18 protein-coding genes are annotated in these 24,294 nt (G+C 60.1%); 15 read left to right on the top strand and 3 right to left on the bottom strand.

Features of this window, described 5'->3' with window-relative positions; genetic code table 11:
* Window positions 1-110 precede the first annotated feature (110 nt).
* The gene (gene hrpA / locus SKTS_RS03765; RefSeq protein ID WP_280513681.1) at window positions 111-4,034 is read left to right on the top strand and encodes an ATP-dependent RNA helicase HrpA; all 3,924 of its coding nucleotides are present in this window, start codon (window positions 111-113) and stop codon (window positions 4,032-4,034) included.
* Window positions 4,035-4,364: 330 nt separating this feature from the next.
* On the opposite strand, the gene SKTS_RS03760 is transcribed toward hrpA, so the two are convergent.
* From SKTS_RS03760 to SKTS_RS03750, 3 genes are all read right to left on the bottom strand, one after another.
* Window positions 4,365-5,702 carry an OmpP1/FadL family transporter gene (locus SKTS_RS03760; RefSeq protein ID WP_173060544.1) on the bottom strand — a complete coding sequence of 446 codons (1,338 nt, stop codon included), beginning with the start codon at window positions 5,700-5,702 and terminating at the stop codon, window positions 4,365-4,367.
* A gap of 83 nt (window positions 5,703-5,785) precedes the next feature.
* Window positions 5,786-6,676 carry a hypothetical protein gene (locus SKTS_RS03755; protein WP_173060541.1) on the bottom strand — a complete coding sequence of 297 codons (891 nt, stop codon included), beginning with the start codon at window positions 6,674-6,676 and terminating at the stop codon, window positions 5,786-5,788.
* Window positions 6,677-6,764: 88 nt separating this feature from the next.
* Window positions 6,765-8,090: an OmpP1/FadL family transporter gene (locus tag SKTS_RS03750; protein WP_173060538.1), complete on the bottom strand. Its 1,326-nt coding sequence runs from the start codon at window positions 8,088-8,090 to the stop codon at window positions 6,765-6,767.
* Window positions 8,091-8,421: 331 nt separating this feature from the next.
* Here SKTS_RS03750 and gyrA point away from each other — a divergent pair, with 331 nt between their 5' ends.
* The 14 genes from gyrA to SKTS_RS03680 all read left to right on the top strand — a co-directional run bounded on the left by gyrA (window position 8,422) and on the right by SKTS_RS03680 (window position 24,263).
* Entirely contained in the window at window positions 8,422-10,989 is a 2,568-nt protein-coding gene (gyrA, locus tag SKTS_RS03745; RefSeq protein WP_173060535.1) for a DNA gyrase subunit A, read from the top strand.
* Window positions 10,990-11,078: 89 nt separating this feature from the next.
* On the top strand, window positions 11,079-12,161 hold the full coding sequence (gene serC / locus SKTS_RS03740; RefSeq protein WP_173060532.1) for a 3-phosphoserine/phosphohydroxythreonine transaminase: 1,083 nt from the start codon (window positions 11,079-11,081) through the stop codon (window positions 12,159-12,161).
* Entirely contained in the window at window positions 12,154-13,221 is a 1,068-nt protein-coding gene (gene pheA / locus SKTS_RS03735) for a prephenate dehydratase (protein WP_173060529.1), read from the top strand. Before serC ends, pheA begins: the two co-directional genes overlap by 8 nt.
* A gap of 14 nt (window positions 13,222-13,235) precedes the next feature.
* Window positions 13,236-14,342, top strand: coding sequence for a histidinol-phosphate transaminase (gene hisC / locus SKTS_RS03730; RefSeq protein WP_173060526.1), 1,107 nt, complete (start codon window positions 13,236-13,238; stop codon window positions 14,340-14,342).
* Window positions 14,339-15,355, top strand: a complete 1,017-nt coding sequence (aroF, locus tag SKTS_RS03725; protein ID WP_173060523.1) for a 3-deoxy-7-phosphoheptulonate synthase — start codon at window positions 14,339-14,341, stop codon at window positions 15,353-15,355. Before hisC ends, aroF begins: the two co-directional genes overlap by 4 nt.
* A gap of 75 nt (window positions 15,356-15,430) precedes the next feature.
* A complete protein-coding gene (locus SKTS_RS03720; protein ID WP_173060520.1) occupies window positions 15,431-16,306 on the top strand; it encodes a prephenate dehydrogenase in 876 nt (291 codons plus the stop codon).
* An 11-nt stretch (window positions 16,307-16,317) separates the two neighbouring features.
* Window positions 16,318-17,652 carry a 3-phosphoshikimate 1-carboxyvinyltransferase gene (gene aroA / locus SKTS_RS03715; RefSeq protein WP_173060517.1) on the top strand — a complete coding sequence of 445 codons (1,335 nt, stop codon included), beginning with the start codon at window positions 16,318-16,320 and terminating at the stop codon, window positions 17,650-17,652.
* Between the two features lie 6 nt (window positions 17,653-17,658).
* Window positions 17,659-18,345, top strand: a complete 687-nt coding sequence (cmk, locus tag SKTS_RS18920; protein WP_173060514.1) for a (d)CMP kinase — start codon at window positions 17,659-17,661, stop codon at window positions 18,343-18,345.
* A gap of 169 nt (window positions 18,346-18,514) precedes the next feature.
* Entirely contained in the window at window positions 18,515-20,224 is a 1,710-nt protein-coding gene (rpsA, locus tag SKTS_RS03705; protein WP_173060511.1) for a 30S ribosomal protein S1, read from the top strand.
* Between the two features lie 60 nt (window positions 20,225-20,284).
* Window positions 20,285-20,569 (top strand): integration host factor subunit beta, encoded by a 285-nt coding sequence (locus SKTS_RS03700; protein WP_173060508.1) that lies wholly within the window; start codon window positions 20,285-20,287, stop codon window positions 20,567-20,569.
* Window positions 20,570-20,745: 176 nt separating this feature from the next.
* Window positions 20,746-21,072, top strand: coding sequence for a LapA family protein (locus SKTS_RS03695; RefSeq protein WP_173060505.1), 327 nt, complete (start codon window positions 20,746-20,748; stop codon window positions 21,070-21,072).
* A complete protein-coding gene (gene lapB / locus SKTS_RS03690; RefSeq protein ID WP_173060502.1) occupies window positions 21,062-22,234 on the top strand; it encodes a lipopolysaccharide assembly protein LapB in 1,173 nt (390 codons plus the stop codon). The genes SKTS_RS03695 and lapB overlap by 11 nt, the downstream gene beginning before the upstream one ends.
* Window positions 22,231-22,944 (top strand): orotidine-5'-phosphate decarboxylase, encoded by a 714-nt coding sequence (gene pyrF / locus SKTS_RS03685; protein WP_173060498.1) that lies wholly within the window; start codon window positions 22,231-22,233, stop codon window positions 22,942-22,944. Before lapB ends, pyrF begins: the two co-directional genes overlap by 4 nt.
* The gene (locus tag SKTS_RS03680; RefSeq protein ID WP_173060495.1) at window positions 22,941-24,263 is read left to right on the top strand and encodes a UDP-glucose dehydrogenase family protein; all 1,323 of its coding nucleotides are present in this window, start codon (window positions 22,941-22,943) and stop codon (window positions 24,261-24,263) included. Before pyrF ends, SKTS_RS03680 begins: the two co-directional genes overlap by 4 nt.
* Window positions 24,264-24,294: the final 31 nt, after the last annotated feature.

Below are 24,294 nucleotides of genomic sequence, written 5' to 3'. Positions count from 1 at the left end.
TATACTTGAGTAATATGAATGCCATTAGAACATACCCGATCTAAACAGTCAACAATAGGGATTAATGCGTTCAATGTATAATTGCGCCGATCCCGTTCAGCCTACCCATCGTGCCCTCCAACTTCCGCGCCCTTTCCCTCGACATCGCAAATTGCATGCAGCGCGACCGGCACCGTTTCGTGCGCGAGCTCAACAAAATCGAAAACGCACTGCGCAGCGGCAAGGCGCCGGAAGCCGCCCTGGCCGACCTCGGCGCGCGCATCCGCGCCTCTGCGGCAAGACGAGCCAGCCGGCTGGAGCGCATTCCGACCCCGACCTTCGCCGCCGAACTTCCGGTAAACGAAAAACGCCATGACATAGCGGCAGCGATTGCGGCCAACCAGGTCGTCATCGTGTGCGGCGAAACCGGTTCCGGAAAGACCACCCAGCTGCCGCAAATCTGCCTCGACCTGAAACGCGGCGCAGCCGGTCTGATCGGCCATACCCAGCCCAGGCGCATCGCGGCGCGCAGCGTGGCGGCACGCATCTCCGCGGAACTCAAAAGCGAGCTTGGCCAGGCCGTGGGCTACCAGGTGCGCTTCCACGACCGGGTAAGCGAAAACAATTACATCAAGGTCATGACCGACGGCATCCTGCTGGCGGAAACCCAGGGCGACCGCTTCCTCGACGCCTACGACACGCTGATCATCGACGAGGCGCACGAACGCAGCCTCAACATCGATTTCCTGTTGGGCTATCTCAAGCGCATCCTGCCGCGCCGCCCCGACCTTAAAGTCATCATCACTTCCGCGACCATCGATGCCGAGCGCTTCTCGCGCCACTTCGACGGCGCGCCGGTGATCGAAGTGTCGGGACGCATGTACCCGGTGGAAATGCGCTACCGCCCGCTTGCGGAAGAAGAAAACGGCAGCGAGGCCGACCTTGAGGTTGCCATACTCCATGCGGTGGACGAGATTGCCGGACATGGCGGCGACATCCTCATTTTTCTTCCCGGCGAGCGAGAAATTCGCGAGGTCGCGGAAGCCTTGCGCAAGCACCATCCGCCAGGAGCGGAAATTCTGCCGCTCTATTCGCGCCTCTCCAACGCCGAGCAGGACCGCGTCTTCAAGCCCGGCGGCGGACGACGCATCGTGCTGGCGACCAACGTGGCGGAAACATCCCTCACCGTACCAGGCATCCGCTACGTGATCGATCCCGGCTACGCACGCATTCGCCGCTACAGTGTACGGGCCAAGGTGGAACGGCTACAGGTGGAGAAAATATCGCGCGCCTCCGCTTCCCAGCGCGCGGGGCGCTGCGGCCGGGTCGCCAGCGGCATCTGCATCCGCCTCTACGACGAGGAGGATTTCAACACCCGCCCCGCCTTCACCGACCCGGAAATCCGCCGCAGCAACCTGGCGGCCGTGATCCTGCGCATGCAGGCACTCGGCCTGGGTGCGGTGGAAGACTTTCCCTTCCTCGAAGCACCCGACCCCCGCGCCATTTCCGACGGATTCCAGCTGCTGGAAGAACTGGGTGCGGTGGACGAGGCGCGCACCCTTACTCCGCTCGGCAAGCAGCTGGCCCAGCTCCCCATCGACCCGCGCATCGCGCGCATGATCCTAGCGGCGCACCAGGAGAACAGCCTCAGCGAGGCACTCGTCATCGCTTCCGCGCTTACCGTGCAAGATCCCCGCGAACGGCCACTGGCTGCCCAGGAGGCCGCCGATACCGCGCACCGTCGTTTCCAGGACGAGCGCTCGGACTTTCTCGGCTTCATCAAGCTGTGGCGCTTCTACGATGAAGCGCTGGTTCACAAGAAATCCAACCGCAAGCTAACACAACACTGTTACGACAACTTTCTTTCGGCCATGCGCATGCGCGAATGGCGCGACGTTCACGGCCAGCTCGCGGTGATGGTCAAGGAAATGGGCATGCGCCCCAACGAGATCGAAGCGGATTACGCCCAGATCCATCGCGCCCTGCTCGCCGGTCTGCTGGGCAATATCGGGCTGAAAAGCGAAGGGCGCGAATATCTCGGCGCGCGCGGCATCAAGTTCTCCATTTTTCCCGGATCGGTGCTGTTCAAACCCAGCTCCGCCAGCAAAGAAAAAACCGGCGGGGCTGGCCCCAAATGGCTGATGGCCGGTGAACTTACCGAGACCACGCGCCTCTATGGCCGCACCCTGGCCCGCATCGAGCCGGAGTGGATCGAGCCGCTGGCGGGTCACCTCATCAAGCGCAACTATTTCGACCCGCACTGGGAAAAGAAGGCGTCACGGGTATCCGCCTACGAACGGGTGACGCTCTACGGCCTGGTGATCGAGCCCAAGCGCAAAGTTCATTACGGCCCCATCAGCCCAACGGAAGCGCGCGGAATTTTTATCCGTGCCGCCCTGGTCGAAGGGGAGTATGTTTCCAACGCCCCATTTTTCAAGCACAACCGTAAGCTGGTTGAAGACATCGAGGAACTGGAGCACAAGGCGCGGCGCCAGGACATTCTGGTAGACGAACAACGTATTTTCGACTTCTACGACCAGCTGATTCCGCAAGGCATCCACAACGGCGCGGCATTCGACAAATGGCGCCGCGAGGCGGAACGCAGCAACCCACGCCGGCTTTTTCTGACGCGCGAACAGCTGATGCGCCATGAGGCAGGGCACGTCACGGAAGACCTGTTCCCGCCCTCGCTTCAGCTCAGCGGCGGCGAATACCCGCTGACCTATCGCTTCGAGCACGGACACCCGCTGGACGGCGTGACGATCACCATTCCCCTTGCCGCGCTCAACCAGATCAGCGCCGCTCGGTGCGAATGGCTGGTGCCCGGTCTGCTGCGGGAGAAAATAACGTGGTTCATTCGCGGCCTGCCGCACAAGTTGCGCAGTGCCTGCGTACCGGTACCGGAGTTCGTCACTGCGGCACTGGGCAAGCTTAATCCTGCTGATCGACCACTGACCCGAGACCTGGGGTTCTTCATCAAAGCCGCCAAGGGCATCGACATCCCGGCGGAAGCATGGGCAAACGACACCGTTCCCGAGCATCTTCGCATGAACTTTCGCGTCATCGATGGAGACAATCGCGAACTCGCCAGCAGCCGGGACCTGGAAAAACTGCGTAGCGAACTAGGCGGCCAGGCAGAACAAAGTTTTGGCGCCGCCCTGACATCCGACTTCGAGCGCGACGGGATCACCGCTTGGGACTTCGGCGACCTTCCGGACAAGGTGGAATTCCAGCGCCACGCACAGACGCTTGTCGGCTATCCGGCACTGGTGGACCAGGAAGGCGGTGTAGCCCTGCGCTTGTTCGACACGCCCGCAAAGGCAGAGCTAGCCATGCGAATGGGGCTGGCGCGCCTGCTGCTGTTGCAGCTGCCGGAGCAGGCGCGCTTTCTGGAAAAATCGCTGCCGATAAATAAGGCAACGTGCCTTCACTACCTGCCGATCGGCACATGTGACGAACTGAAACGTGACTTGCAACATGCCATCGCCGAGCACGTCCTGATCGGCGACAAACCGGTGGTCCACACCGCAGCACAATTTGCCCAGCGCCGTGATGAATCCCGCCCCCTGCTGGTCAGCACAACCAACCAGACATGCAAACTTGTCGCGGATATCCTGGCCGAATACCACGCCGTCGCCCAGAAACTTCAGGCAGCCAAAGTCTCACCCTCGGCCATCAGCGATATGAAGGAGCAGCTCGGCCAGCTCGTCTATCTGGGCTTTCTGGCCCAAACGCCCATGAACTGGCTACGCCATTACCCCCGCTACCTCAAAGCCATGGCACTACGCCTCGACAAACTCCCGCACGCGGCTAACCGCGATAGCCAGTTGCAGGCTGAACTGGCTCCTTTCTGGCGGCGCTATCTGGACGCCATGCTGCAACTGGAGAAGCGCGGCGCAACGCCAAGCCCGGAACTGAGCGATTACCGCTGGATGATCGAGGAACTGCGGGTTTCGCTATTCGCGCAGGAACTTAAAACCATTCAGCCCATATCGACGAAAAGGCTGGAAAAACAATGGGAAAACACAATTCGCCAAGTTAGCGCCAAACATTAAAGCTTATTTGCGAAATCCGCCCCAAGCTCATCAATTAAAAAGACTTATTTTGTTACTCACAATTCCTGTGGATAACTCTGTGCATAGCTGCCCAATAACGCACATAACCCCATTGAGCCAACAGGACTTTATTGTGCAGCACAGCAAATGAACGATTTATTTATCTTTTATTTACAATATGTTACAAATCACACGCACCAGAACAACGTGCATTGAAAAATGACAAATGGCATTTATTCGGGGGTGTGAATAAACAGCCTGTCAAGCGTAATTTCGGCACATCATAAAAAAACCGGCCATTTGGCCGGTTTCAGGTGCAATCGATGGCGATCAGTATCGGAAGCTATAGATGAACTGCATATTGTTCTGACTGTGGCTCACGGCAATGCCGCTCCCGTTGGTTACGGTCACTTCCGGGGCGTAGCTATAAGCAAAGTCGATAGTCGATGCCTTGCTGTAGCGGTAGCCGAAGCCTGCAGTCACGTGATTTTTGATGATGGCCGGGAACAGGGGATGCATGTCGAAATCCGGCACCGGGTTGTTCGCCACGTTTACGCCCGCGCGCAGCACCAACGCATCGCTCGCCTGGTAGGAAAAGCCCGCCATGAACACATCCTGATCCACCCAGTTCTGCGGCAGCCGCATATCCAGGGACACATCGCCTGCACTGCTAAAGGTCATATGAAAATCCTTCATGACCTTCGACCAGTTAATGCGCTTGTAATCCATGACCAGCATCAGTTTGTCGTTTGCCTGGTAGGCCACGCCGACGCCATAGGTTTCCGGCCACTGGAAGTTGATGACCTTGATCTTGCCTGTCAGCGTCGTGGAGCCCCCTGCCGCATTGCCATTGTCAATCATGGACACTTTGGCGCCATCGGTTTCCAGGTCGCCTAGCTGTGTCACCGAGTGATAAGAGGCTCCGACGGAAAACTGCGGGTTCACCTTATAGACGAATCCGAGCTTGCCGGCGTACCCAGTCGCCTGAGCTTTACCGGTAAAGGGACTGCCGTTCGAGAAATCGAAATATCCCTGGCACGTGCCGCAACCAAAGTACGCGCCGAGTCCCGCGCTGGCATTGGGACTGAGAGAAAGGTTTCCCGCCGCGCTCATCGCCCCCATCTGTGCTGTAGTCATGGCCATTTTCAGGTCCAGACCGGCCCACACGAAATCGAATGAACCGCCGACCACCAGGTCGGGCGTTACATTATAAGTGAGCGGAAAAAGCAGCCGGCCAACCGACAACTCGCTCCTTGTTTCCAGCCCCGTTCCCGCGCTCATGAAACTATTGCGGTCGTATTGCGTTCCCATTCCACCCTGGCCGTACACGCCGACACCGTAGGTCAATTTGTCGTGCCTGTCGCTCCAGCCAAAAGCCGGACCGCCAAACGCATCTGCCGAAGAATGAGCAGTCGCGCCGCCGGCGCTGGCCTCCACATTCGGCCCCATGAAGCCGAGCGCCAGATCAACCCGGTGGCCTTCGCTCAACAAGCCCAGCGTGGCCGGGTTATTCATCATCGCGGCCGTGCCGTTATCGTATGCCATCGATGCACCGCCCATGCCGAGCGCGATAGGGCCATAACCTTCCATGTTCATGCCATTGGTGGCAAAACTTACGCCCGGCACAGCCAGACCCGCGAGGACCACAACCATCTTTCTCAACTGCATCACATTCCCATTTCAATCAATAAAAAACCCCGCGTGTGCGGGGTTTGAACTCCTCCGGCAAGCTTTGCAGGAAGAAAAATAAATCAGAACGCGCTGGACTTCTCGTAGGTGCCACCAGCAACGCCGGTCAACGTTTCCAGGATTTCATCCGGAGAATCGCTGATCTTCATGAAAGTCCCCATGCCGAGCGTGGGCCAGCCCAGCGCGATACGGTAGCGGCCATACAAAGCACTTGCCTTGCCACCGACCACGTAGATTTCATACGGCTGCGCGGCAATATGGTCGACACCGATCTTGTTCAGCCAGACGCCTTCGCCGGTCTTGGGGTCGTTCATGGCGACACCGAACACGGCAATTTTCTTGTCCGCCATCACGATCTCGTAAACTTTGGAAGTCTTGTTGGTGCCTTTTGCCAGGTTGTCCTGAATCGCCTTCACCGCGGCCTCGAAGCTGGCATAGCTCTTCAGCTCGTTCTTGTTGGACTCGAAACGCTCCATGCCCACCATGTAGTGGTAATTCGGCAGATCCCCTGCGGACTCGTCCCCGCCAAAACCCTTGCCGGCGCCCAGCGACTTCTGCAATTTGACTTCCAGCGCCTTCACTGCCGGCTCGGCGGAACTATACTGCTTGCGGAAAAACGCACGGTACCAGTATTCGGGATTCATGTAGCTGACGGTACCGTCGGCTTTCACACCCACGCGAATGGCAGCACCCACGATTGTCGCACCGCCGAGGTTGCGGACAGCATCCAGAATGCCTTTGTCCGTCACCACCACCACGCCATATTGGCTCACGCCCTTGGGCGAATACTTGCCCACCACGGTGAAACCTTCAGCGGTCAGTTTTTTCTCGACCTGACCCATCACGGCGTTAACGTCACCGCCACCCACTTTGTCGCCGGAAACATACGGCGTAATGGCGAAGGCGAGCGGCGCCCAGATCAGAGCAGCAAATGCTATTAAGATTTTCTTCATCATGTTCCTCCAAAAAATAAGGGCTGGAACTGATTTCTCAGTTCCAGCCCTGTTTAGTTTGCTTCACACAACACGGTCAATGGCAATATTAGAACTTCATGCCATAAGCGATGCCGAGGGAGTCTTGGTACATCTTGATTGTTTCCGTTCCGGAAGTATTGCCGGTCCATGTATTGAACAGACTGCTGCCGGATACGCTGTTTTCCTGGGCATGCATGTAGGCCATGGTGATTTCCGAGTTCTTATCCAGAGCATAGGTGAAGCCAAGGGTGAAGTGATCTTCGATTACGGCCGGAGCAATGATGTTGAAGGTCGCATCGCGCGACGAGATCGGATTGTTGGTGTGGCTATAGCCGGCGCGCAACGTCAAAGCATCGCTATAAGCGTATTCCACGCCCAGTTTCACAACATCAACGTCACTATAACCAAATCCACGTCCATTAACAGGCCCAAGGGTGCTGGCGATGGCTGGGTTCATATTGGTGCTGGGGTTTCCAACGGAATTCACGCCGCTGTAATTAATACGCTGGTAGTCAAGGGCCACGGTTGTTTTGGCATTAGCTTTGACTGCAATGCCGACGTTCCAGTTTTCAGGCATGTCGAAACCGCCTTGTTCGGCAAACAGGCCTTTGTACTTGTCAAAACTGCCCATTTTCATCTTGGAGGCATAGGCTGCGCCAACCGTCACCATGTCGTTGATCTTACCCATGTAGCCAACGCGAATACCATAGCCCGTCGAGCTGTCATAGCCCTTGTTGGTCAGATTGTTGGCGTCAGCAGAAAATCCGGAGAAAGCCTGCAGACCATCCGCCTTGAAACGCTGATAGCCAAGCAAGGGAGAAACACCAATGGAGTTGCTTTCGTTCACTTTATAGGCAAATGTCGGTGCAATGATCAACTGCATCAGATCGATGCCCAATTTCCCACTGCCGCAAAGCAAGTTATATGGAGCGCCCGCCGCACCAGCCGGGTTAAAGCCTTGACAGGTACCACCAACATTTGGAAGTTCCCCGCCTTTATAGTCGGTGTTCATACCACCATTACCGTAAACCGTGACGCCCAAAGACATATTCGCATTAAGCATCTTGTTGTAGCCAAATTCCGGCACGGCGAAATCATTGCTGTCGCTCTTCGAAGAGCCATTCATGGTCGGGTCTGCAGCACCGCTACGCTCAGCGCTGCGAATCGGACGGAACCAATCCACGCCGATATCCAGTCGATTACCCACCCAAACCATGCTGGCCGGGTTATTGGCGCCACCGAAGGTGTCTTTGGCCATCGCAGTGGATGCACCACCCATGCCTTTGGCAGTCATGCCATAGCCATGAGCAAAATAACCGTTAGTTGCCATTGCCACACCCGGTGCGGCAATGCCGATCGCTGCCAGAACGCCTACAATCTTTTTCAATTTCATGCTCATATCCCCTCTTCTTTAAAAGTTGTTATTTGTGCTACGTGATGCTTGATTCTTGTTTCATTTATATGAATCTTTTTGTTGCTGCAATGATACACAAAAACGCCCCGCGAGCAAGCTCGCCTAGACTAATTCTAGCGCCTGTGTTGCATATAAACGACACTCCAAAAACACCCATTTATATCCCGACATAGGCAACATGCTCGCACCATGGCTTCGAGCCCATGCAAAAAATCGGCAGTCCTTCGCTGAATATGGCCTGAAATACCCCCGCGTGCTAATATTGCGCGTTCAAAATTCTGTCGCTCAATAAAGCAAACACATAAAATTTATGGATCAATTCGCCAAAGAAACAATCCCGGTCAGCCTGGAAGAAGAAATGCGCCGCTCCTACCTCGATTACGCCATGAGCGTGATCGTGGGGCGCGCGCTGCCGGATGTGCGCGATGGCCTGAAACCTGTGCATCGCCGCGTCCTGTTCGCCATGCACGAGCTTTCCAACGACTGGAACAAGGCTTACAAGAAGTCGGCGCGTATCGTCGGCGACGTGATCGGTAAATACCACCCCCACGGCGACACCGCCGTATACGACACCATCGTGCGCATGGCGCAGGACTTTTCCCTGCGCTACCCGCTGGTGGACGGCCAGGGCAACTTCGGCTCGGTAGACGGCGACAATGCCGCCGCGATGCGTTACACCGAAATCCGCATGGCCAAAATCGCCCATGAACTGCTCGCAGACCTCGACAAGGAGACGGTGGATTTCGGCCCCAACTACGACGGTTCCGAATTCGAGCCGCTGGTGCTACCGGCCAAGATTCCCAACCTGCTGATCAACGGCTCCTCCGGGATTGCCGTCGGCATGGCCACCAACATCCCGCCCCACAACATGAACGAGGTGGTGGACGCCTGTCTCAAGCTGTTGGAAGACCCCGACACCGGCATCGAGGAACTGATCGAGATCGTGCCGGCGCCCGACTTCCCCACCGCCGGCATTATTTACGGCACGGTGGGTGTCAAGGAAGGCTACCGCACCGGGCGCGGCCGCGTGGTGATGCGCGCGCGCTGCCATTTCGAAGACATCGGCAAGGGCGAACGCCAGGCCATCATCGTCGACGAACTGCCCTACCAGGTAAACAAGGCCAACCTGTGCATCAAGATCGGCGAACTGGTGCGCGAGAAGAAAATCGAGGGCATTTCCGACCTGCGCGACGAGTCGGACAAGTCCGGCATGCGCGTGGTGATCGAGCTGAAACGCGGCGAAGTGCCAGAGGTGATCCTCAACCAGTTGTACAAAGACACGCAGATGCAGGACACCTTCGGCATGAACATGGTGGCCCTGGTGGACGGGCAGCCGCGCCTGCTCAACCTGAAGCAGATGCTCGACGCCTTCCTGCGCCACCGCCGCGAAGTGGTCACGCGCCGCACCGTGTTCGAACTGCGCAAGGCGCGCGAACGCGGCCATATCCTGGAAGGCCTGGCCGTGGCGCTGTCCAACGTTGACGAAATCATCGCCCTGATCAAGGCCGCCCCGACACCGGCCGCCGCCAAGATCAGCCTGATGGAGCGCACCTGGCGTTCGCCGCTGGTGGAAGAAATGCTGCTGCGCGCGGCCGCTGATGCCTCCCGTCCGGAGGGGCTGGCTCCCGAGTTCGGCTTTTCTGCGCAAGGCTACCGCCTCTCCGAAGCACAGACCCAGGCCATCCTGGAACTGCGCCTGCAGCGCCTGACCGGCCTGGAGCAGGACAAGATCGTCAACGAATACAAGGACGTGATGCTGCGCATCGCCGACTTGCTCGACATCCTGGCGCGCCCGGAACGTGTGACGGAAATCATCACCAACGAACTGGTCGCGATCCGAACCCAGTTCGGCGACAAGCGGCGCAGCGAGATCATCGCCCACGCCCAGGACTTGAGCATGGAAGACCTGATCACGCCGATGGACGTGGTGGTCACCCTCTCGCATACCGGCTACATCAAGTCCCAGCCGCTGGATGAATACAAGGCGCAGAAGCGTGGCGGACGCGGCAAGCAGGCGACGGCGACCAAGGAAGACGATTTCATCGACAACCTGTTCATCGCCAACACCCATGACTACATCCTGTGCTTCTCCAACCGCGGCCGGGTGTACTGGATCAAGGTTTACGAAGTGCCGCAGGGCAGCCGCATCTCGCGCGGCAAGCCGATCGTCAACCTGCTGCAACTGGAAGAAGGCGAGAAGATCAACGCCGTCCTGCCGGTCAAGGAGTTCGACGAAAATCACTTCATCTTCATGGCCACTTCCAGCGGCATCGTCAAGAAGACCCCGCTGACCAGTTTCTCGCGCCCCATGAAGCGCGGCATCATCGCCATCAACCTGGACGAGGACGACTTCCTTATCGGCGTCGCCATCACCGACGGCAAGCACGACATCATGCTGTTCTCCGACGGCGGCAAGGCGGTGCGCTTCGAGGAGGGCGACGTGCGCGATACCGGCCGCAACTCACGCGGCGTAATCGGCATGCGCCTGCAAAAAGCACAAAAAGTCATTTCCCTGCTGGTAGCGGAAAACGAAAACCAGTCCGTCCTGACCGCGACCGAAAACGGCTACGGCAAGCGCACCCCGATCACCGAGTACACCCGCCACGGACGCGGCACCCAGGGCATGATGGCGATCCAGACCAGCGAACGCAACGGCAAGGTGGTCGCCGCCACGCTGGTGGAAGAAAAAGACGAAATCATGCTCATCACCACCGGCGGCGTGCTGATCCGCACCCGCATCAAGGAAATCCGCGAAATGGGCCGCGCCACCCAGGGCGTGACGCTGATCAACCTGGACAAGGGCGAGAAGCTCACCGGATTGGAAAAAGTGGTGGAGTCGGATGAGTCCGACGACGCAGATGAAGAGCCGACCTTGTAACCACTGAGCACACGGAGAGCACGGATACAGACAAAGACTTTCTCCGTGCTCTCCGTGGTTAAATTGTTTTATCGAATTTAGAATTCATCATGGAACGAACTTACAACTTCAGCGCCGGCCCTGCCATGCTCCCCCGGGAAGTCCTGGAGCAGGCTCGCGACGAACTGCTCAACTGGCACGACTGCGGCCTGTCGGTGATGGAAATGACCCATCGCGGCAAGGACTTTTCCGCCATCATCGCCCAGGCGGAGGCCGACCTGCGCGAGTTGCTTGGCGTTCCTGCCAACTACAAGGTACTGTTCCTGCAGGGTGGCGCGACCATGCAGTTCGCCCAGATCCCGCTCAACCTGCTCGCCGGCCGCTCGGCGGACTACCTGGTCACCGGCGCCTGGTCGAAGAAAGCCTTCAAGGAAGCGCAGAAAGTCGGCAGCGCACGCCTGGTCGCCACGACCGAGGCCAGCAATTTCACCCGCCTGCCCGCCGCGTCGGAGCTGGAATTCGACCCCGACGCGGCCTACCTGCACGTGTGCAGCAACGAAACCGTGCACGGCGTGGAAATTCACGACCTGTCCGCGTTCCGGACCTCCGCCACTATCGTCGCCGACATGAGCTCGCACATCCTGTCGCGCCCCGTCGACATCGGCCAATACGGCCTGATCTACGGCGGCGCGCAAAAGAACATCGGCCCGGCCGGCCTCACGCTGGTAATCGTGCGCGAAGACCTGCTCGGCCGCGCGCCGACGAATCTGCCCACCATGCTCGACTACGCAGTGCAGGCCGAGCACGGCTCCATGCTCAACACGCCGCCGACCTATTCCATCTACGTCGCCGGGCTGGTGTTCCAGTGGCTGAAAAAACAGGGCGGCCTTGCAGCCATGGAGCAAACCAACATCGCCAAGGCGAAACTGCTCTACCAGGCCATCGACAACAGCGGCCTGTACCACAACCCGGTCGAGCCCGCCTGCCGCTCGCGCATGAACGTCCCATTCACCCTGAACAAGCCGGGGCTGGAAGAGCTGTTCGTCGCCGAAGCGAAGAAACAGAACATCGTCTCCATCAAGGGCCACAAGATGGTGGGCGGCATGCGCGCCTCGATCTACAACGCCATGCCGCCGCAAGGCGTGCAGGCGCTGGTCGACTTCATGCAGGACTTCGAGCGCCGGCATGGATAAAGCTTTGCAACAACACCGCGCGGCCATCGACGCCATCGACGACGAGATGCTCAAGCTCGTCAATGCCCGCGCCATGCACGCCCAGGCCATCGGCGCGCTCAAGGGCGGCGGCCTGATCTACCGCCCCGAACGCGAAGCCCAGGTGCTGCGTCGGGTCAAGGAAAACAACCCCGGCCCGTTGTCCGGCGAATCCGTGGCGCGCCTGTTCCGCGAAATCATGTCCGCCTGCCTGGCACTGGAAAAACCGCTGAAAGTGGCTTATCTCGGTCCTGAAGGCACCTTCAGCCAGGCTGCCGCCATCAAGCATTTCGGTCATGCCGCGCATACCGAAGGCTGCGCCTCGATCGACGACGTGTTCCGCAACGTCGAAGCCGGCACGGTCGATTACGGCGTGGTGCCGGTGGAAAACTCCACCGGCGGCGCGGTGGGAACCACCCTGGATCTGCTGCTGGAAGCGCCGCTCAAGGTGTGCGGCGAAGTCGACCTGCGCGTCCACCAGTTCCTGCTGCGCAAGCCCGGCACCATGGCCAAGGCGGTGAAGGTGTATTCCCATGCCCAGTCCCTGGCTCAGTGCCACGAATGGCTCAACCAGCATCTGCCGGGCGCGGAGCGCATTCCGGTGGTGAGCAACACCAAGGCGGCGAAGCTGGCGAGCGAGGATGAAAATGCCGCAGCCATCGCCGGCGAAGCGGCAGCCGAGGTTTACGGCCTGGAAAAAGTGGCGCAGAACATCGAGGACGAACCCAACAACACCACGCGCTTCCTGGTAATCGCGCTCCACGACGCCGCGCCCTCGGGCAGGGACAAGACCTCCCTGGTGCTGTCGTCGAAAAACCAGCCCGGCGCGGTCTATGAACTGCTGGCGCCGTTCGCCCGCTTCGGTGTCAGCATGAGCAAGCTGGAGTCCCGCCCCTCCCGCACCGGCCTGTGGGAATACATGTTTTTCGTCGACGTGGAAGGCCATCATCAGGACGAAAAAGTGGCGCAAGCCCTGGCCGAACTGCGCGACAAGGCCGCTTTCCTGAAGATACTCGGCTCCTATCCGGCCGCAGTTCTGTAACACGCGGGTATATCATGGATCTATGTAACTTCTCCCCCTCCTACGTGCGCGCCATCGCGCCCTACCAGCCGGGCAAACCGATCGCCGAACTGGCGCGGGAAATGGACCTGGCCGAGGAAGACATCGTCAAGCTCGCTTCCAACGAAAACCCGCTCGGCGCCAGCCCGCGCGCGCTGGCGGCGATGGAGAACGTGCTGATGGAAGTCGCGCGCTACCCCGATGGCAACGGTTTCCTGCTCAAGACCGCATTGGCGGAAAAATACGGCGTGGAGCTGAACCAGATCGTGCTCGGCAACGGCTCCAACGACGTGCTGGAAATGGCGGCGCGCGCCTTCCTCGCGCCCGGCACGTCGGCCATCTATTCCCAGTACGCTTTCGCCGTCTACCCCCTGGCGACCCAGGCGGTCGGTGCACGCGGCATCGAAACGCCGGCGCGCGATTACGGCCACGACCTCACCGCCATGCTGGAAGCGATAAACGACGACACGCGGGTGATTTTCATCGCCAACCCCAACAATCCCACCGGCACGCTATTGGGCGCGAAAGAACTGGAGCATTTCCTCGAACAGGTTCCGCACACGGTGCTGGTGGTGCTGGACGAGGCTTACACCGAATACCTGCCCAAGGACCAGAGCAGCGATTCCATCGCCTGGCTGAAGAAATTCCCCAACCTGGTGATCACCCGCACCTTCTCCAAGGCATATGGCCTGGCGGGCCTGCGCCTCGGCTTTGCCCTGGCTCATCCGCAAGTGGCGGACCTGCTTAACCGCGTGCGCCAGCCGTTCAACGCCAACAGCATGGCCCAGGCCGCAGCCGTGGCCGCGATGCTGGACGATGCGTTCCTGGAGGAGTGCATCGACATCAACGATGCAGGCATGAAGCAAGTCACGGATGGCTTCAAACGGCTGGGGCTTGAATATATCCCGTCCTGCGCCAACTTTGTAGCGGTGAAAGTGGGCAATGCGGCCGCCGTGAACCACAGCCTGCTGAAGCAGGGCGTCATCGTGCGCCCGGTCGCCAACTACGGCATGTCCGAACACCTCCGCGTCAGCATTGGGCTGAAGGCGGAAAACACCAAATTTTTACAGGCGCTAGAGATCGCCCTCGGAGAGTCAAAATGATCATCGTAATGAACAATGGCGCCACGGAAGAACAAATCGAAGGCGTGGTCAAAAAGATCCGCGAATACGGCCTTGACGCCAACGTGTCGCGCGGCACCGAGCGCACCGTCATCGGCGCCATCGGTGACGAACGCAAGCTCGACCAGGAACTGTTCGATGCCCTGCCCGGCGTGGAACAGTCGATGCACATCGTCAAGCCCTACAAGATCGTGGGACGCGAATGGCACAAGCAGGATTCCATTGTCGATATCAAGGGCATCAAGCTCGGCGGCAACCAGATCCAGATCATCGCCGGCCCGTGCTCGGTGGAAACCCAGCCGCAAATGGACGCGGCCGCCAAATTCGTCCATGAGGCCGGTTGCCGCCTCATGCGCGGCGGCGCCTTCAAGCCCCGCACCAGCCCCTACGCTTTCCAGGGCCACGGCGAGGAAGGCCTGGTCATGTTCCGCAAGGCGGCCGAGCGCTACAACCTGCCCATGGTCACCGAGCTGATGGATGCGCGCCAGCTGGACACCTTCATGAAGCACGACGTGGACGTGATCCAGATCGGCACGCGCAGCATGCAGAACTTCGACCTGCTGAAGGAAGTCGGCACCATCAACAAGCCGGTGATCCTCAAGCGCGGCATGTCCGCCACCATTTCGGAATGGCTCATGGCGGCCGAATACATCGCCGCCGGCGGCAACCACAACATCATTTTCTGCGAACGCGGCATTCGCACCTTCGAGACCTACTACCGCAACGTGCTCGACGTCACCGCCATTCCGGTGCTGAAGAAGGAAACTCACCTGCCGGTCATCGTCGACCCGTCCCACGCGGGCGGCAAAGCCTGGATGGTGCCGGCGCTCTCCCGCGCCGCCATCGCCGCGGGCGCCGACGGTCTGCTGGTGGAAATGCACCCGACCCCGTGCGAAGCCTGGTGCGACGCCGACCAGGCCCTCACCCCGGATGAGCTGAAGACCTTGATGGGCTCGCTGGGCGCGATCGCCGGCGCAATCGGCCGGTCGATCTGAGCGTGAACCACGGAGAACACGGAAAAACCTACCAAATTTCCGTGTCTTCCGTGTCTTCCGTGGTTGGTTTCTTGCATGATTAACAAACTCGTCATCATCGGCGTCGGCCTGATCGGCGGCTCGCTTGCACTGGCGCTGCGCGAAGCGGGGGCGGTTAAGGAAATCGTCGGCCTCGGCCGCAGCCGGGAGAACCTGGAAGCGGCCAGAACGCTGGGCATCGTCGACCGTATCGAAACCGATATGGCCAGCGCGGTGAAAGATGCCGACGTGGTGGTGCTGGCCGTGCCCGTGGCGGCCATGCAGCCGACCCTGGCGCAACTTGCGACCTGCCTGTCGCCGCACACCATCGTCACCGATGTCGGCAGCACCAAGCGCGATGTCATCGCCTACGCCCAGCAACACCTGCCGGACCATCTGTCCCGCTTCATTCCGGGACACCCCATCGCCGGCGCAGAGAAGAGCGGCGCCGCAGCGGCTTTTGCCGATCTGTTTCAGGGCCGCAACGTCGTCGTGACGCCGCTGCCCGAAAACGACGCGCTTGCCGTGTCCCGCATTACTGCCATGTGGCAGACCTGCGGCGCCATCGTCACTACCATGCCGGCGCAAAAGCACGACGAAATTTTCGCCGCGGTTTCCCACCTGCCCCATCTGCTGGCCTTCGCCCTGGTGGAGGACATCGCCTTCCGCGCCAACGCAAAGGAACTGTTCAGCTATGCGGCGGGCGGCTTCCGCGACTTCACCCGCATCGCCGGCAGCCACCCCGAAATGTGGCGCGACATCTGCCTGGCCAACCGCGACGCGCTGATTCGTGAAGTCGACACCTACCAGGCCCAGCTCGACCGCCTGCGCGACATGCTGGAGCAGAGCGACGGCAAATCGCTGGAAATCGTGTTTGGTCACGCCCGCACCGCCCGCGCCGAATGGCTCGCCGGCAAACCGGATTCACAATAGGTTCTTATTCCATGGAATTTCTCGATCTTTCGCCCATCGCCCGGGTCAGCGGCACGGTCGTCCTGCCCGGCTCGAAAAGCATTTCCAACCGCACCCTGCTGCTCGCGGCACTGGCCGAGGGGGTAACCGAAGTCAAGGCGCTGCTCGCGTCCGACGACACCGGCCACATGCTGGAAGCGCTGCGCAAGCTCGGCGTCAACTGGCAACAGCACGGCGCCAGCCGCGACTACCGCGTCGAGGGTGCGGGCGGCGCATTTCCGGTCAAACACGGTGACTTGTTCCTGGGCAATGCGGGCACCGCCTTCCGCCCCCTGACCGCCGCGCTGGCCCTGTCGCAGGGGACGTATCAGCTGAGCGGCGTGGCGCGCATGCACGAGCGCCCCATCGGCGACCTGGTGGATGCCCTGCGCCAGCTCGGCGCCGACATCACCTATCTCGGCAATGAAGGCTTTCCGCCGCTGGCGATCAAGCCGGCTTTCCCTCACCCCAGCCCTCTCCCGCTTGCGGGAGAGGGGGACGGAGTAGCGCTACGCGGCTTGGTAAGAGTGCGCGGCAACGTTTCCAGCCAGTTCCTCACCGCCCTGCTGATGGCCGCACCGCTGGCCGGGCAGGACGTGAACATCGAAGTAGTGGGCGAGCTGATTTCCAAGCCCTACATCGAGATCACCCTCAACCTCATGCGCCGCTTCGGCGTCGAAGTCGAACGCCAGGAGTGGCAGGTATTCACCATCCGCGCCGGCCAGCAATACCGCAGTCCCGGTGAAATCCATGTCGAAGGCGACGCCTCCAGCGCCTCCTATTTTCTCGCGGCAGGGGCCATCGGCAAGGGCCCGGTGCGCGTGGAGGGGGTGGGAAAATCCAGCATTCAGGGCGACGTACGCTTCGCCGAAGCGCTGGCGAGCATGGGCGCGAACATCACCATGGGCGACAACTGGATCGAATCCAGCGGCAGCGGCAAGCTCAAGGCCATCGACCTCGACTGCAACCACATCCCGGACGCCGCCATGACCCTGGCCGTGGCCGCCCTGTTCGCCGACGGCACCACCACGCTCAGGAATATCGCCAGCTGGCGCGTCAAGGAAACCGACCGCATCGCTGCCATGGCAACCGAACTGCGCAAAGTGGGCGCGACCGTGGAGGAAGGCCCGGATTACATCCGCGTCACCCCCCCAGCCGCGTTGACGCCCAACGCCGTGATCGACACCTACGACGACCACCGCATGGCCATGTGCTTCGGCCTGATCGCGCTGGGTAGCGTACCGCTGCGCATCAACGACCCCAAGTGCGCGGCCAAGACCTTCCCCGATTATTTCCCGAAATTGCAATCCATTGCCCAAAACGCCTAAATACCAATGAACGCCTCCTCACCCCTCACCCCTCACTCCTCACCTGCAATTCCGGTCATCGCCATCGACGGCCCCTCCGCTTCAGGCAAAGGCACAGTGGCCGCACTGGTGGCCAAAGAACTAGGCTTCCATTACCTCGACAGCGGTGCGATCTACCGCGTCACCGCCCTCGCGGCGCAACGCGCCGGCATCGCCCTGGATGACGAAAACGCGCTGGCCGAACTGGCTGGCAAGCTGGACGTCAGTTTCGACAACGGCGAAATCTGGCTGGACGGAACGCAAGTCGGCGAAGCGGTGCGTACCGAAGAATCCGGCAACGCCGCCTCGAAAATCGCCTCGCTGCCGCGCTTGCGCGCAGCCCTGCTGGCGTTCCAGCGCAGCTTCCGCAAGGCTCCGGGACTGGTGGCGGACGGCCGCGACATGGGCTCGGTGGTATTTCCCGATGCCACTCTTAAAATTTTCCTCACCGCCAGCGCCGAAGTACGTGCCGAACGACGCTATAAACAGTTGATGGAAAAAGGAATGCGTGCTAATCTTTCGCAGATTTTGCAGGATCTCCAGCAACGCGATGCGCGCGACAGCGCACGCAGCGTCGCCCCCCTGCAGAAATGCGCGGACGCAAGCCTGCTCGACACCGACACCCTCACCATCGCCGCAGCGGTCAACGAGGTGCTGAGGCGTTATCAGGCATAACCGGCCGCCAGGCGTCTGGAATTAAGGTTTTGCGGAACCCTGAAGCGGCGCGTTTACCGGCAAACCGGCCGGCACAAATGCGCCGTTTAACTTTTTCCGCAACATTGTAGGTTCCGACATTCAACAACTTGCCCCGTGGCTCATTACGGGTTTGTGGATTTTATTTTTTATGACTACTGCTACCGCCTCCTCCGAAAGTTTTGCCGCCCTGTTTGAAGAAAGCCTGCAACGCCAGGAAATGCGCTCGGGTGAACTGATCACCGCCGAAGTCGTGTCTGTGGACAACGACGTGGTGATCGTCAACGCCGGCCTCAAGTCCGAAAGCGTGATCGACGCCAACGAATTCAAGAATGACATGGGCGAAATCGAAGTCAAAGTTGGCGATTTCGTCAGCGTTTGCATCGAAGCCATGGAAGACGGCTACGGCTCGACCAAGCTGTCGCGCGAAAAAGCCAAGCGCATGGCGGCCTGGAACGACCTCGACAAGGCCATGGAAGAAGGCACGCTGGTATCCGGCGTGATCAGCGGCTCGGTCAAGGGCGGCCTCACCGTGACGGTGAACGGTATTCGCGCCTTCCTGCCCGGCTCGCTGGTGGACATCCGCCCGGTCAAGGACACGACTCCTTACCAGGGCAAGCAGATGGAATTCAAGGTCATCAAGCTCGACCGCAAGCGCAACAACGTGGTGGTTTCGCGTCGTGCCGTGCTGGAAGCCAGCCAGGGCGCCGAGCGTCAGGCCCTGATGGAAAACCTGAAAGAAGGCGCAGTGGTCAAGGGTATCGTCAAGAACATCACCGACTACGGCGCATTCGTGGACCTGGGTGGCATCGACGGCCTGCTGCACATCACCGACCTGGCATGGCGCCGCGTCAAGCATCCGTCCGAAGTGCTGACCGTGGGCGACGAAGTGGAAGCCAAGATCCTCAAGTTCGACCAGGAAAAGAACCGCGTCTCCCTGGGCATCAAGCAACTGGGCGACGATCCGTGGGTCAACCTGTCCCGCCGCTACCCGCAAGGCACCCGCATGTTCGGCAAGGTGACCAACCTGACCGACTACGGCGCATTCGTGGAAATCGAACAGGGCATCGAAGGCCTGGTTCACGTGTCCGAAATGGACTGGACCAACAAGAACGTTCACCCCGCCAAGGTTGTCAGCCTGGGCGACGAAGTCGAAGTCATGATTCTGGAAATCGACGAAGAACGCCGCCGCATTTCCCTGGGCATGAAGCAGTGCAAGCCCAACCCATGGGACGAATTTGCCGCCGGCCACAAGAAGGGCGACAAGGTGCACGGCCAGATCAAGTCGATCACCGACTTCGGTATCTTCATCGGCCTGCCGGGCAGCATCGACGGCCTGGTTCACCTCTCCGACCTGTCCTGGAACATGCCCGGCGAAGAAGCTGTGCGCAACTACAAGAAGGGCGACGAAGTGGAAGCCGTGGTTCTGGCCATCGACGCCGAGAAAGAGCGCATCTCTCTGGGCATCAAGCAGATGGATGGTGACCCCTTCTCCAACTACATCTCCACCCACGACAAGAATGACATCGTCAAGGGCACGGTCAAGGCAATTGACGCCAAGGGCGCTACCATCTCCCTGGACGGAGAAGTGGAAGGTTACCTGCGCGCTTCCGAAGTTTCCCGCGATCGCGTCGAAGACATTCGCAGCCACCTCAAGGAAGGCGACGAAGTCGAGGCCAAGATCATCAGCGTGGACCGCAAGAACCGCAACATCAGCCTGTCCATCAAAGCCAAGGACATGGCTGACGAGACCGACGCGATGCACAAGATGGCCAGCGAGCAAAGCGCTGCCAGCGCCGGTACGACCAACCTGGGTGCCCTGCTGAAAGCCAAGCTGGACAACAAAAACAGCGGCCAGTAAGGTTCGAGCGGAGGCCGGCCGGAGCTCACCCCGGCCGGCCGACTCAAGCAGGGAATATTCATGACCAAGTCAGAACTGATTAACAAGTTGGCGGCACGCTATCCGCAATTGGTAGCGAAGGATGCGGAGCTCGCGGTCAAAACTGTTCTGGAAGCCATGGCGGAAAGCTTGGCCCAGGGCGAACGTATCGAGATTCGCGGCTTCGGCAGTTTCAGCCTGAACTACCGCCCTCCACGTGTTGGCCGTAACCCAAAAACCGGTGGCAAAGTCAGCGTACCTGAAAAATTCGTTCCGCATTTCAAGGCAGGCAAGGAATTGCGGGAACGAGTAGACTATCCAGAATAGAATTAACTGGCGCAGCTTGCCGGTAAGTTAAGATGGCGGCATTATCGCAAGATTGTGCCGCTTTTTTATTTCGCTTTTTTATTTGAATAGCTGAACGGGTAAACATGATTCTCGAGTTTTTACAGAAGCCGGCCCATGCTTCCTGTCCACGCTTGTTAACGCCCATATAAAAAAACATGCGTTATCTTTCCTGGGTTTTCGGCATCGTGCTTTTCATGCTGGCATTAGGCTTTGCCATCAAGAACAGCGAACCGGTGACCCTGCACTATTTTCTCGGCTACCAGTGGCAGGCGCCTTTGGTGGTGGTTGTGCTGACCGTATTCTGCGTTGGCGCGGGCGCCGGCATTGCCGCGTCGCTCGGATTCATATTCAAGCAACGGCGCGAAACAGCCAAACTGCGGCGCGAATTGCGCAACCTGCATGCGCCAGTGAAAGCGCAAGTTTCCGAGCATGCCACGAACACCCCGGCATTCACCACACGGCAGGCTGACGATGGAATTTGAATACTGGTGGCTGCTTGCCTTACCGCTGTTTTTCAGCCTCGGCTGGCTCGCCGCACGCATCGACATCAAGCACATCCAGTCCGAATCCCGCAACCTGCCGGATTCGTATTTCAGGGGCCTGAACTTTCTGCTCAACGAACAGCAGGACAAGGCGATCGAATCGTTTATCGAAGTGGTTCGCGCCGATCCGGAAACGGTGGAACTGCATTTCGCCCTGGGCAGCCTGTTCCGCCGTCGCGGCGAGGTGGAGCGCGCCACCCGCATGCACCAGACCCTGGTGGCGCGCACCGACCTGGACGCCGACAAGAAACTGAAAGCCACCTTCGAGCTTGGCCAGGATTATCTCAAGGCCGGCCTGCTGGACCGTGCGGAACAGGTTTTCAGCGGCATGAGCCAGTCGGCTTACGGCGAACAGGCACGCAAGTTCCTGCTGGAAATATATGAACAGGAGCGCGAATGGGAAAACGCCATTGCCATTGCGCAACAGCTTAGCGCTACTTCTCCCACCTCTTTCCAGCGCGAAATCGCCCAGTTCTACTGCGAACTCGCAGCAAGCGAAATCGCCCGTTCGGCGCTGGATGCCGCACGCAGCCACCTCGAGCAGGCCTTGCAAACCGCTCGAGCTTGCGCGCGCGCCAACCTGATGCTGGGAGACATGGAGGCGCAAGCCAACCGCCACGCTTCGGCCATCCAGTTCTGGAAGCTCATCGAAACCCAGAATCCGGCTTACCTGCCGCTGGCAGCGGGACGCCTGCTGGCCAGTTATCGCGCGCTGGGACAAAACGCTGAAGGCCTCGCCCTGCTGCGCAACTACCTCGCTCAGGCGCCCTCCATCGACCTGTTAAGCACTGCATTTCAGGCCGCACTGGAGCAGGATGGTCCGCGCGCCGCCTATGAGCTGGTGCGCGACGAGCTGCGGCGCAACCCCAGCCTGCTCGGGCTGGACAAACTGCTCGAAGCCGCGCTGCTGGATGCCCCCGCCGAACGCCGCCAGGACATTGCCCTGGTGAAGAACCTCATCCACCAGCACAGCCAGCGCCTCGCGCTCTACCGCTGCGAGAACTGCGGCTTCAAGGCGCGGCAATTTCATTGGCACTGCCCCGCTTGCGGCGGCTGGGAAAGCTTCCCCCCGAAACGCACCGAAGATCAGGATCTCACATGACAAGCGACCCGAAAATCATCGTGGCGCTGGATTACGCCACCACGGAGGCGGCATCCGCACTGGTAGCCCGGCTCGACCCACAGCTGTGCAAACTGAAGGTCGGCAAGGAACTGTTCACCGCCGCCGGCCCGGCCTGGGTGGAGCACCTGGTCGGACAGGGCTACGGCGTATTCCTCGACCTGAAATTTCACGACATCCCCCACACCGTGGCCCAGGCATGCAAGGCGGCGGCCGCTCTCGGCGTGTGGATGGTCAACGTTCACGCATTGGGAGGCCGCGCCATGATGAGCGCTGCGCGCGAAGCCATAGATGCCACGCCCAACCGCCCCAAGCTGATCGCCGTCACCGTCCTCACCAGCATGGGCGCGAATGACCTGGCCGACCTGGGCATCAGCGAAGCACCTCAACAACTGGTGCGGCGACTGGCCGGCCTGGCGCACAGCTGTCATCTTGACGGCGTAGTCTGTTCCGCCCAGGAAGCAGCAGTGTTGCGGCAGGAACAAGGGCCGGACTTCTGCCTGGTGACGCCCGGCATCCGTCCCGCCAGCGCGGCAAAAGACGACCAGAACCGCGTCATGACCCCGGCAGAAGCGCTGCGCGCGGGATCGAATTATCTGGTGATCGGACGACCCATCACCCAGGCGCCGGACCCCCTGCAGGCGCTGCAGGCCATCCGGCAGGAAATTGCAACCATCGGAGACTCAAAGTGAAAATCAGCATAATTGGAACCGGCTATGTCGGCCTCGTGACGGGCACTTGCCTGGCGGAAGTCGGCAACGATGTGGTCTGCCTGGACCTTGACGAACGCAAGATCGGCATGCTCAAGCAAGGCCAGATCCCCATTTACGAACCCGGTCTGGAAGACATGGTGCAACGCAACCAGGCTGCCGGCCGCCTGCGCTTCACCACCGACGTGGCGGAAAGCGCTGCCCACGGCGTGATCCAGTTCGTCGCGGTGGGCACTCCGCCCGACGAGGACGGCTCCGCCGACCTGCAATACGTGGTCGCCGCGGCACGCGCCATCGGTCAGAACATGAACGAATACAAGGTCATCGTGGACAAATCCACGGTACCGGTCGGCACTGCGGACCGCGTGCGCGCAGCAGTGCAGGAAGAACTGCAGAAACGCGGCTCGAAGCTCGATTTCAGCGTGGTGTCCAACCCGGAGTTCCTCAAGGAAGGCGCGGCGGTGGAAGACTTCATGCGCCCCGACCGCATCGTGGTGGGAACCGACAACGCCAAGGCGACCGACCTGATGCGCGCGCTCTACGCGCCATTCCAGCGCAACCACGAACGCCTGATCGTGATGGACATCAAGTCCGCCGAACTCACCAAATACGCCGCCAATGCCATGCTGGCCACGCGCATCTCGTTCATGAACGAGCTCGCCAACCTGGCGGAAATCCTCGGCGCCGACATCGAGCACGTGCGTCACGGCATCGGCTCCGACCCGCGCATCGGCTACCACTTCCTCTACCCCGGTTGCGGCTACGGCGGCTCCTGCTTCCCCAAGGACGTGCAGGCGCTGCAGCGCACCGCGCGTGCCAACGGCGTCGAGTTGCAGGTCTTGAAAGCGGTCGAAGATGCCAACGACGAGCAGAAGCACATTCTGCTGAAAAAGATCACGCAGAAATTCGGCAGCGACCTGTCCGGCAAGCGCATCGCGCTGTGGGGTCTGGCGTTCAAGCCCAACACCGACGACATGCGCGAGGCCCCCAGCCGCGTGCTGATCGAAGGCCTGTGGAAAATGGGCGCGACAGTATCGGCTTACGACCCCGCCGCCATGGAAGAAACGCATCGCATTTACGGCGACGACCCGCGCCTGAAGCTGGTGGACTCCCCCGCTGCGGCGCTGGCCGATGCGGATGCCCTGGCCATCGTCACCGAATGGAAGGAGTTCCGCGCGCCCGATTTCGGCGTCATCAAGTCCAACCTCAAGACTCCGGTGATCTTCGACGGACGCAACCTGTACGAGCCGAAAATGGTGCGCGAGCAGGGACTGGAATATTTCCCGATTGGAAGACTGTAAATAGTTGAGGAGTGAGGGGTGAGGAGTGAGG

The organism is Sulfurimicrobium lacus, from assembly GCF_011764585.1.
In the GTDB taxonomy this organism is placed as follows: Bacteria; Pseudomonadota; Gammaproteobacteria; order Burkholderiales; family Sulfuricellaceae; genus Sulfurimicrobium; species Sulfurimicrobium lacus.
Note: the sequence above shows the minus strand (reverse complement) of the source record. Positions and strands in the feature narration are given on the sequence as shown.

Bases quoted from the DNA above. Each gene is read 5' to 3' on its own strand.
- SKTS_RS03760 (WP_173060544.1), bottom strand. From the start codon at position 5,702: ATGCAGTTGAGAAAGATGGTTGTGGTCCTCGCGGGTCTGGCTGTGCCG.
- SKTS_RS03755 (WP_173060541.1), bottom strand. From the start codon at position 6,676: ATGAAGAAAATCTTAATAGCATTTGCTGCTCTGATCTGGGCGCCGCTC.
- SKTS_RS03750 (WP_173060538.1), bottom strand. From the start codon at position 8,090: ATGAAATTGAAAAAGATTGTAGGCGTTCTGGCAGCGATCGGCATTGCC.
- gyrA (WP_173060535.1), top strand. From the start codon at position 8,422: ATGGATCAATTCGCCAAAGAAACAATCCCGGTCAGCCTGGAAGAAGAA.
- serC (WP_173060532.1), top strand. From the start codon at position 11,079: ATGGAACGAACTTACAACTTCAGCGCCGGCCCTGCCATGCTCCCCCGG.
- pheA (WP_173060529.1), top strand. From the start codon at position 12,154: ATGGATAAAGCTTTGCAACAACACCGCGCGGCCATCGACGCCATCGAC.
- hisC (WP_173060526.1), top strand. From the start codon at position 13,236: ATGGATCTATGTAACTTCTCCCCCTCCTACGTGCGCGCCATCGCGCCC.
- aroF (WP_173060523.1), top strand. From the start codon at position 14,339: ATGATCATCGTAATGAACAATGGCGCCACGGAAGAACAAATCGAAGGC.
- SKTS_RS03720 (WP_173060520.1), top strand. From the start codon at position 15,431: ATGATTAACAAACTCGTCATCATCGGCGTCGGCCTGATCGGCGGCTCG.
- aroA (WP_173060517.1), top strand. From the start codon at position 16,318: ATGGAATTTCTCGATCTTTCGCCCATCGCCCGGGTCAGCGGCACGGTC.
- cmk (WP_173060514.1), top strand. From the start codon at position 17,659: ATGAACGCCTCCTCACCCCTCACCCCTCACTCCTCACCTGCAATTCCG.
- rpsA (WP_173060511.1), top strand. From the start codon at position 18,515: ATGACTACTGCTACCGCCTCCTCCGAAAGTTTTGCCGCCCTGTTTGAA.
- SKTS_RS03700 (WP_173060508.1), top strand. From the start codon at position 20,285: ATGACCAAGTCAGAACTGATTAACAAGTTGGCGGCACGCTATCCGCAA.
- SKTS_RS03695 (WP_173060505.1), top strand. From the start codon at position 20,746: ATGCGTTATCTTTCCTGGGTTTTCGGCATCGTGCTTTTCATGCTGGCA.
- lapB (WP_173060502.1), top strand. From the start codon at position 21,062: ATGGAATTTGAATACTGGTGGCTGCTTGCCTTACCGCTGTTTTTCAGC.
- pyrF (WP_173060498.1), top strand. From the start codon at position 22,231: ATGACAAGCGACCCGAAAATCATCGTGGCGCTGGATTACGCCACCACG.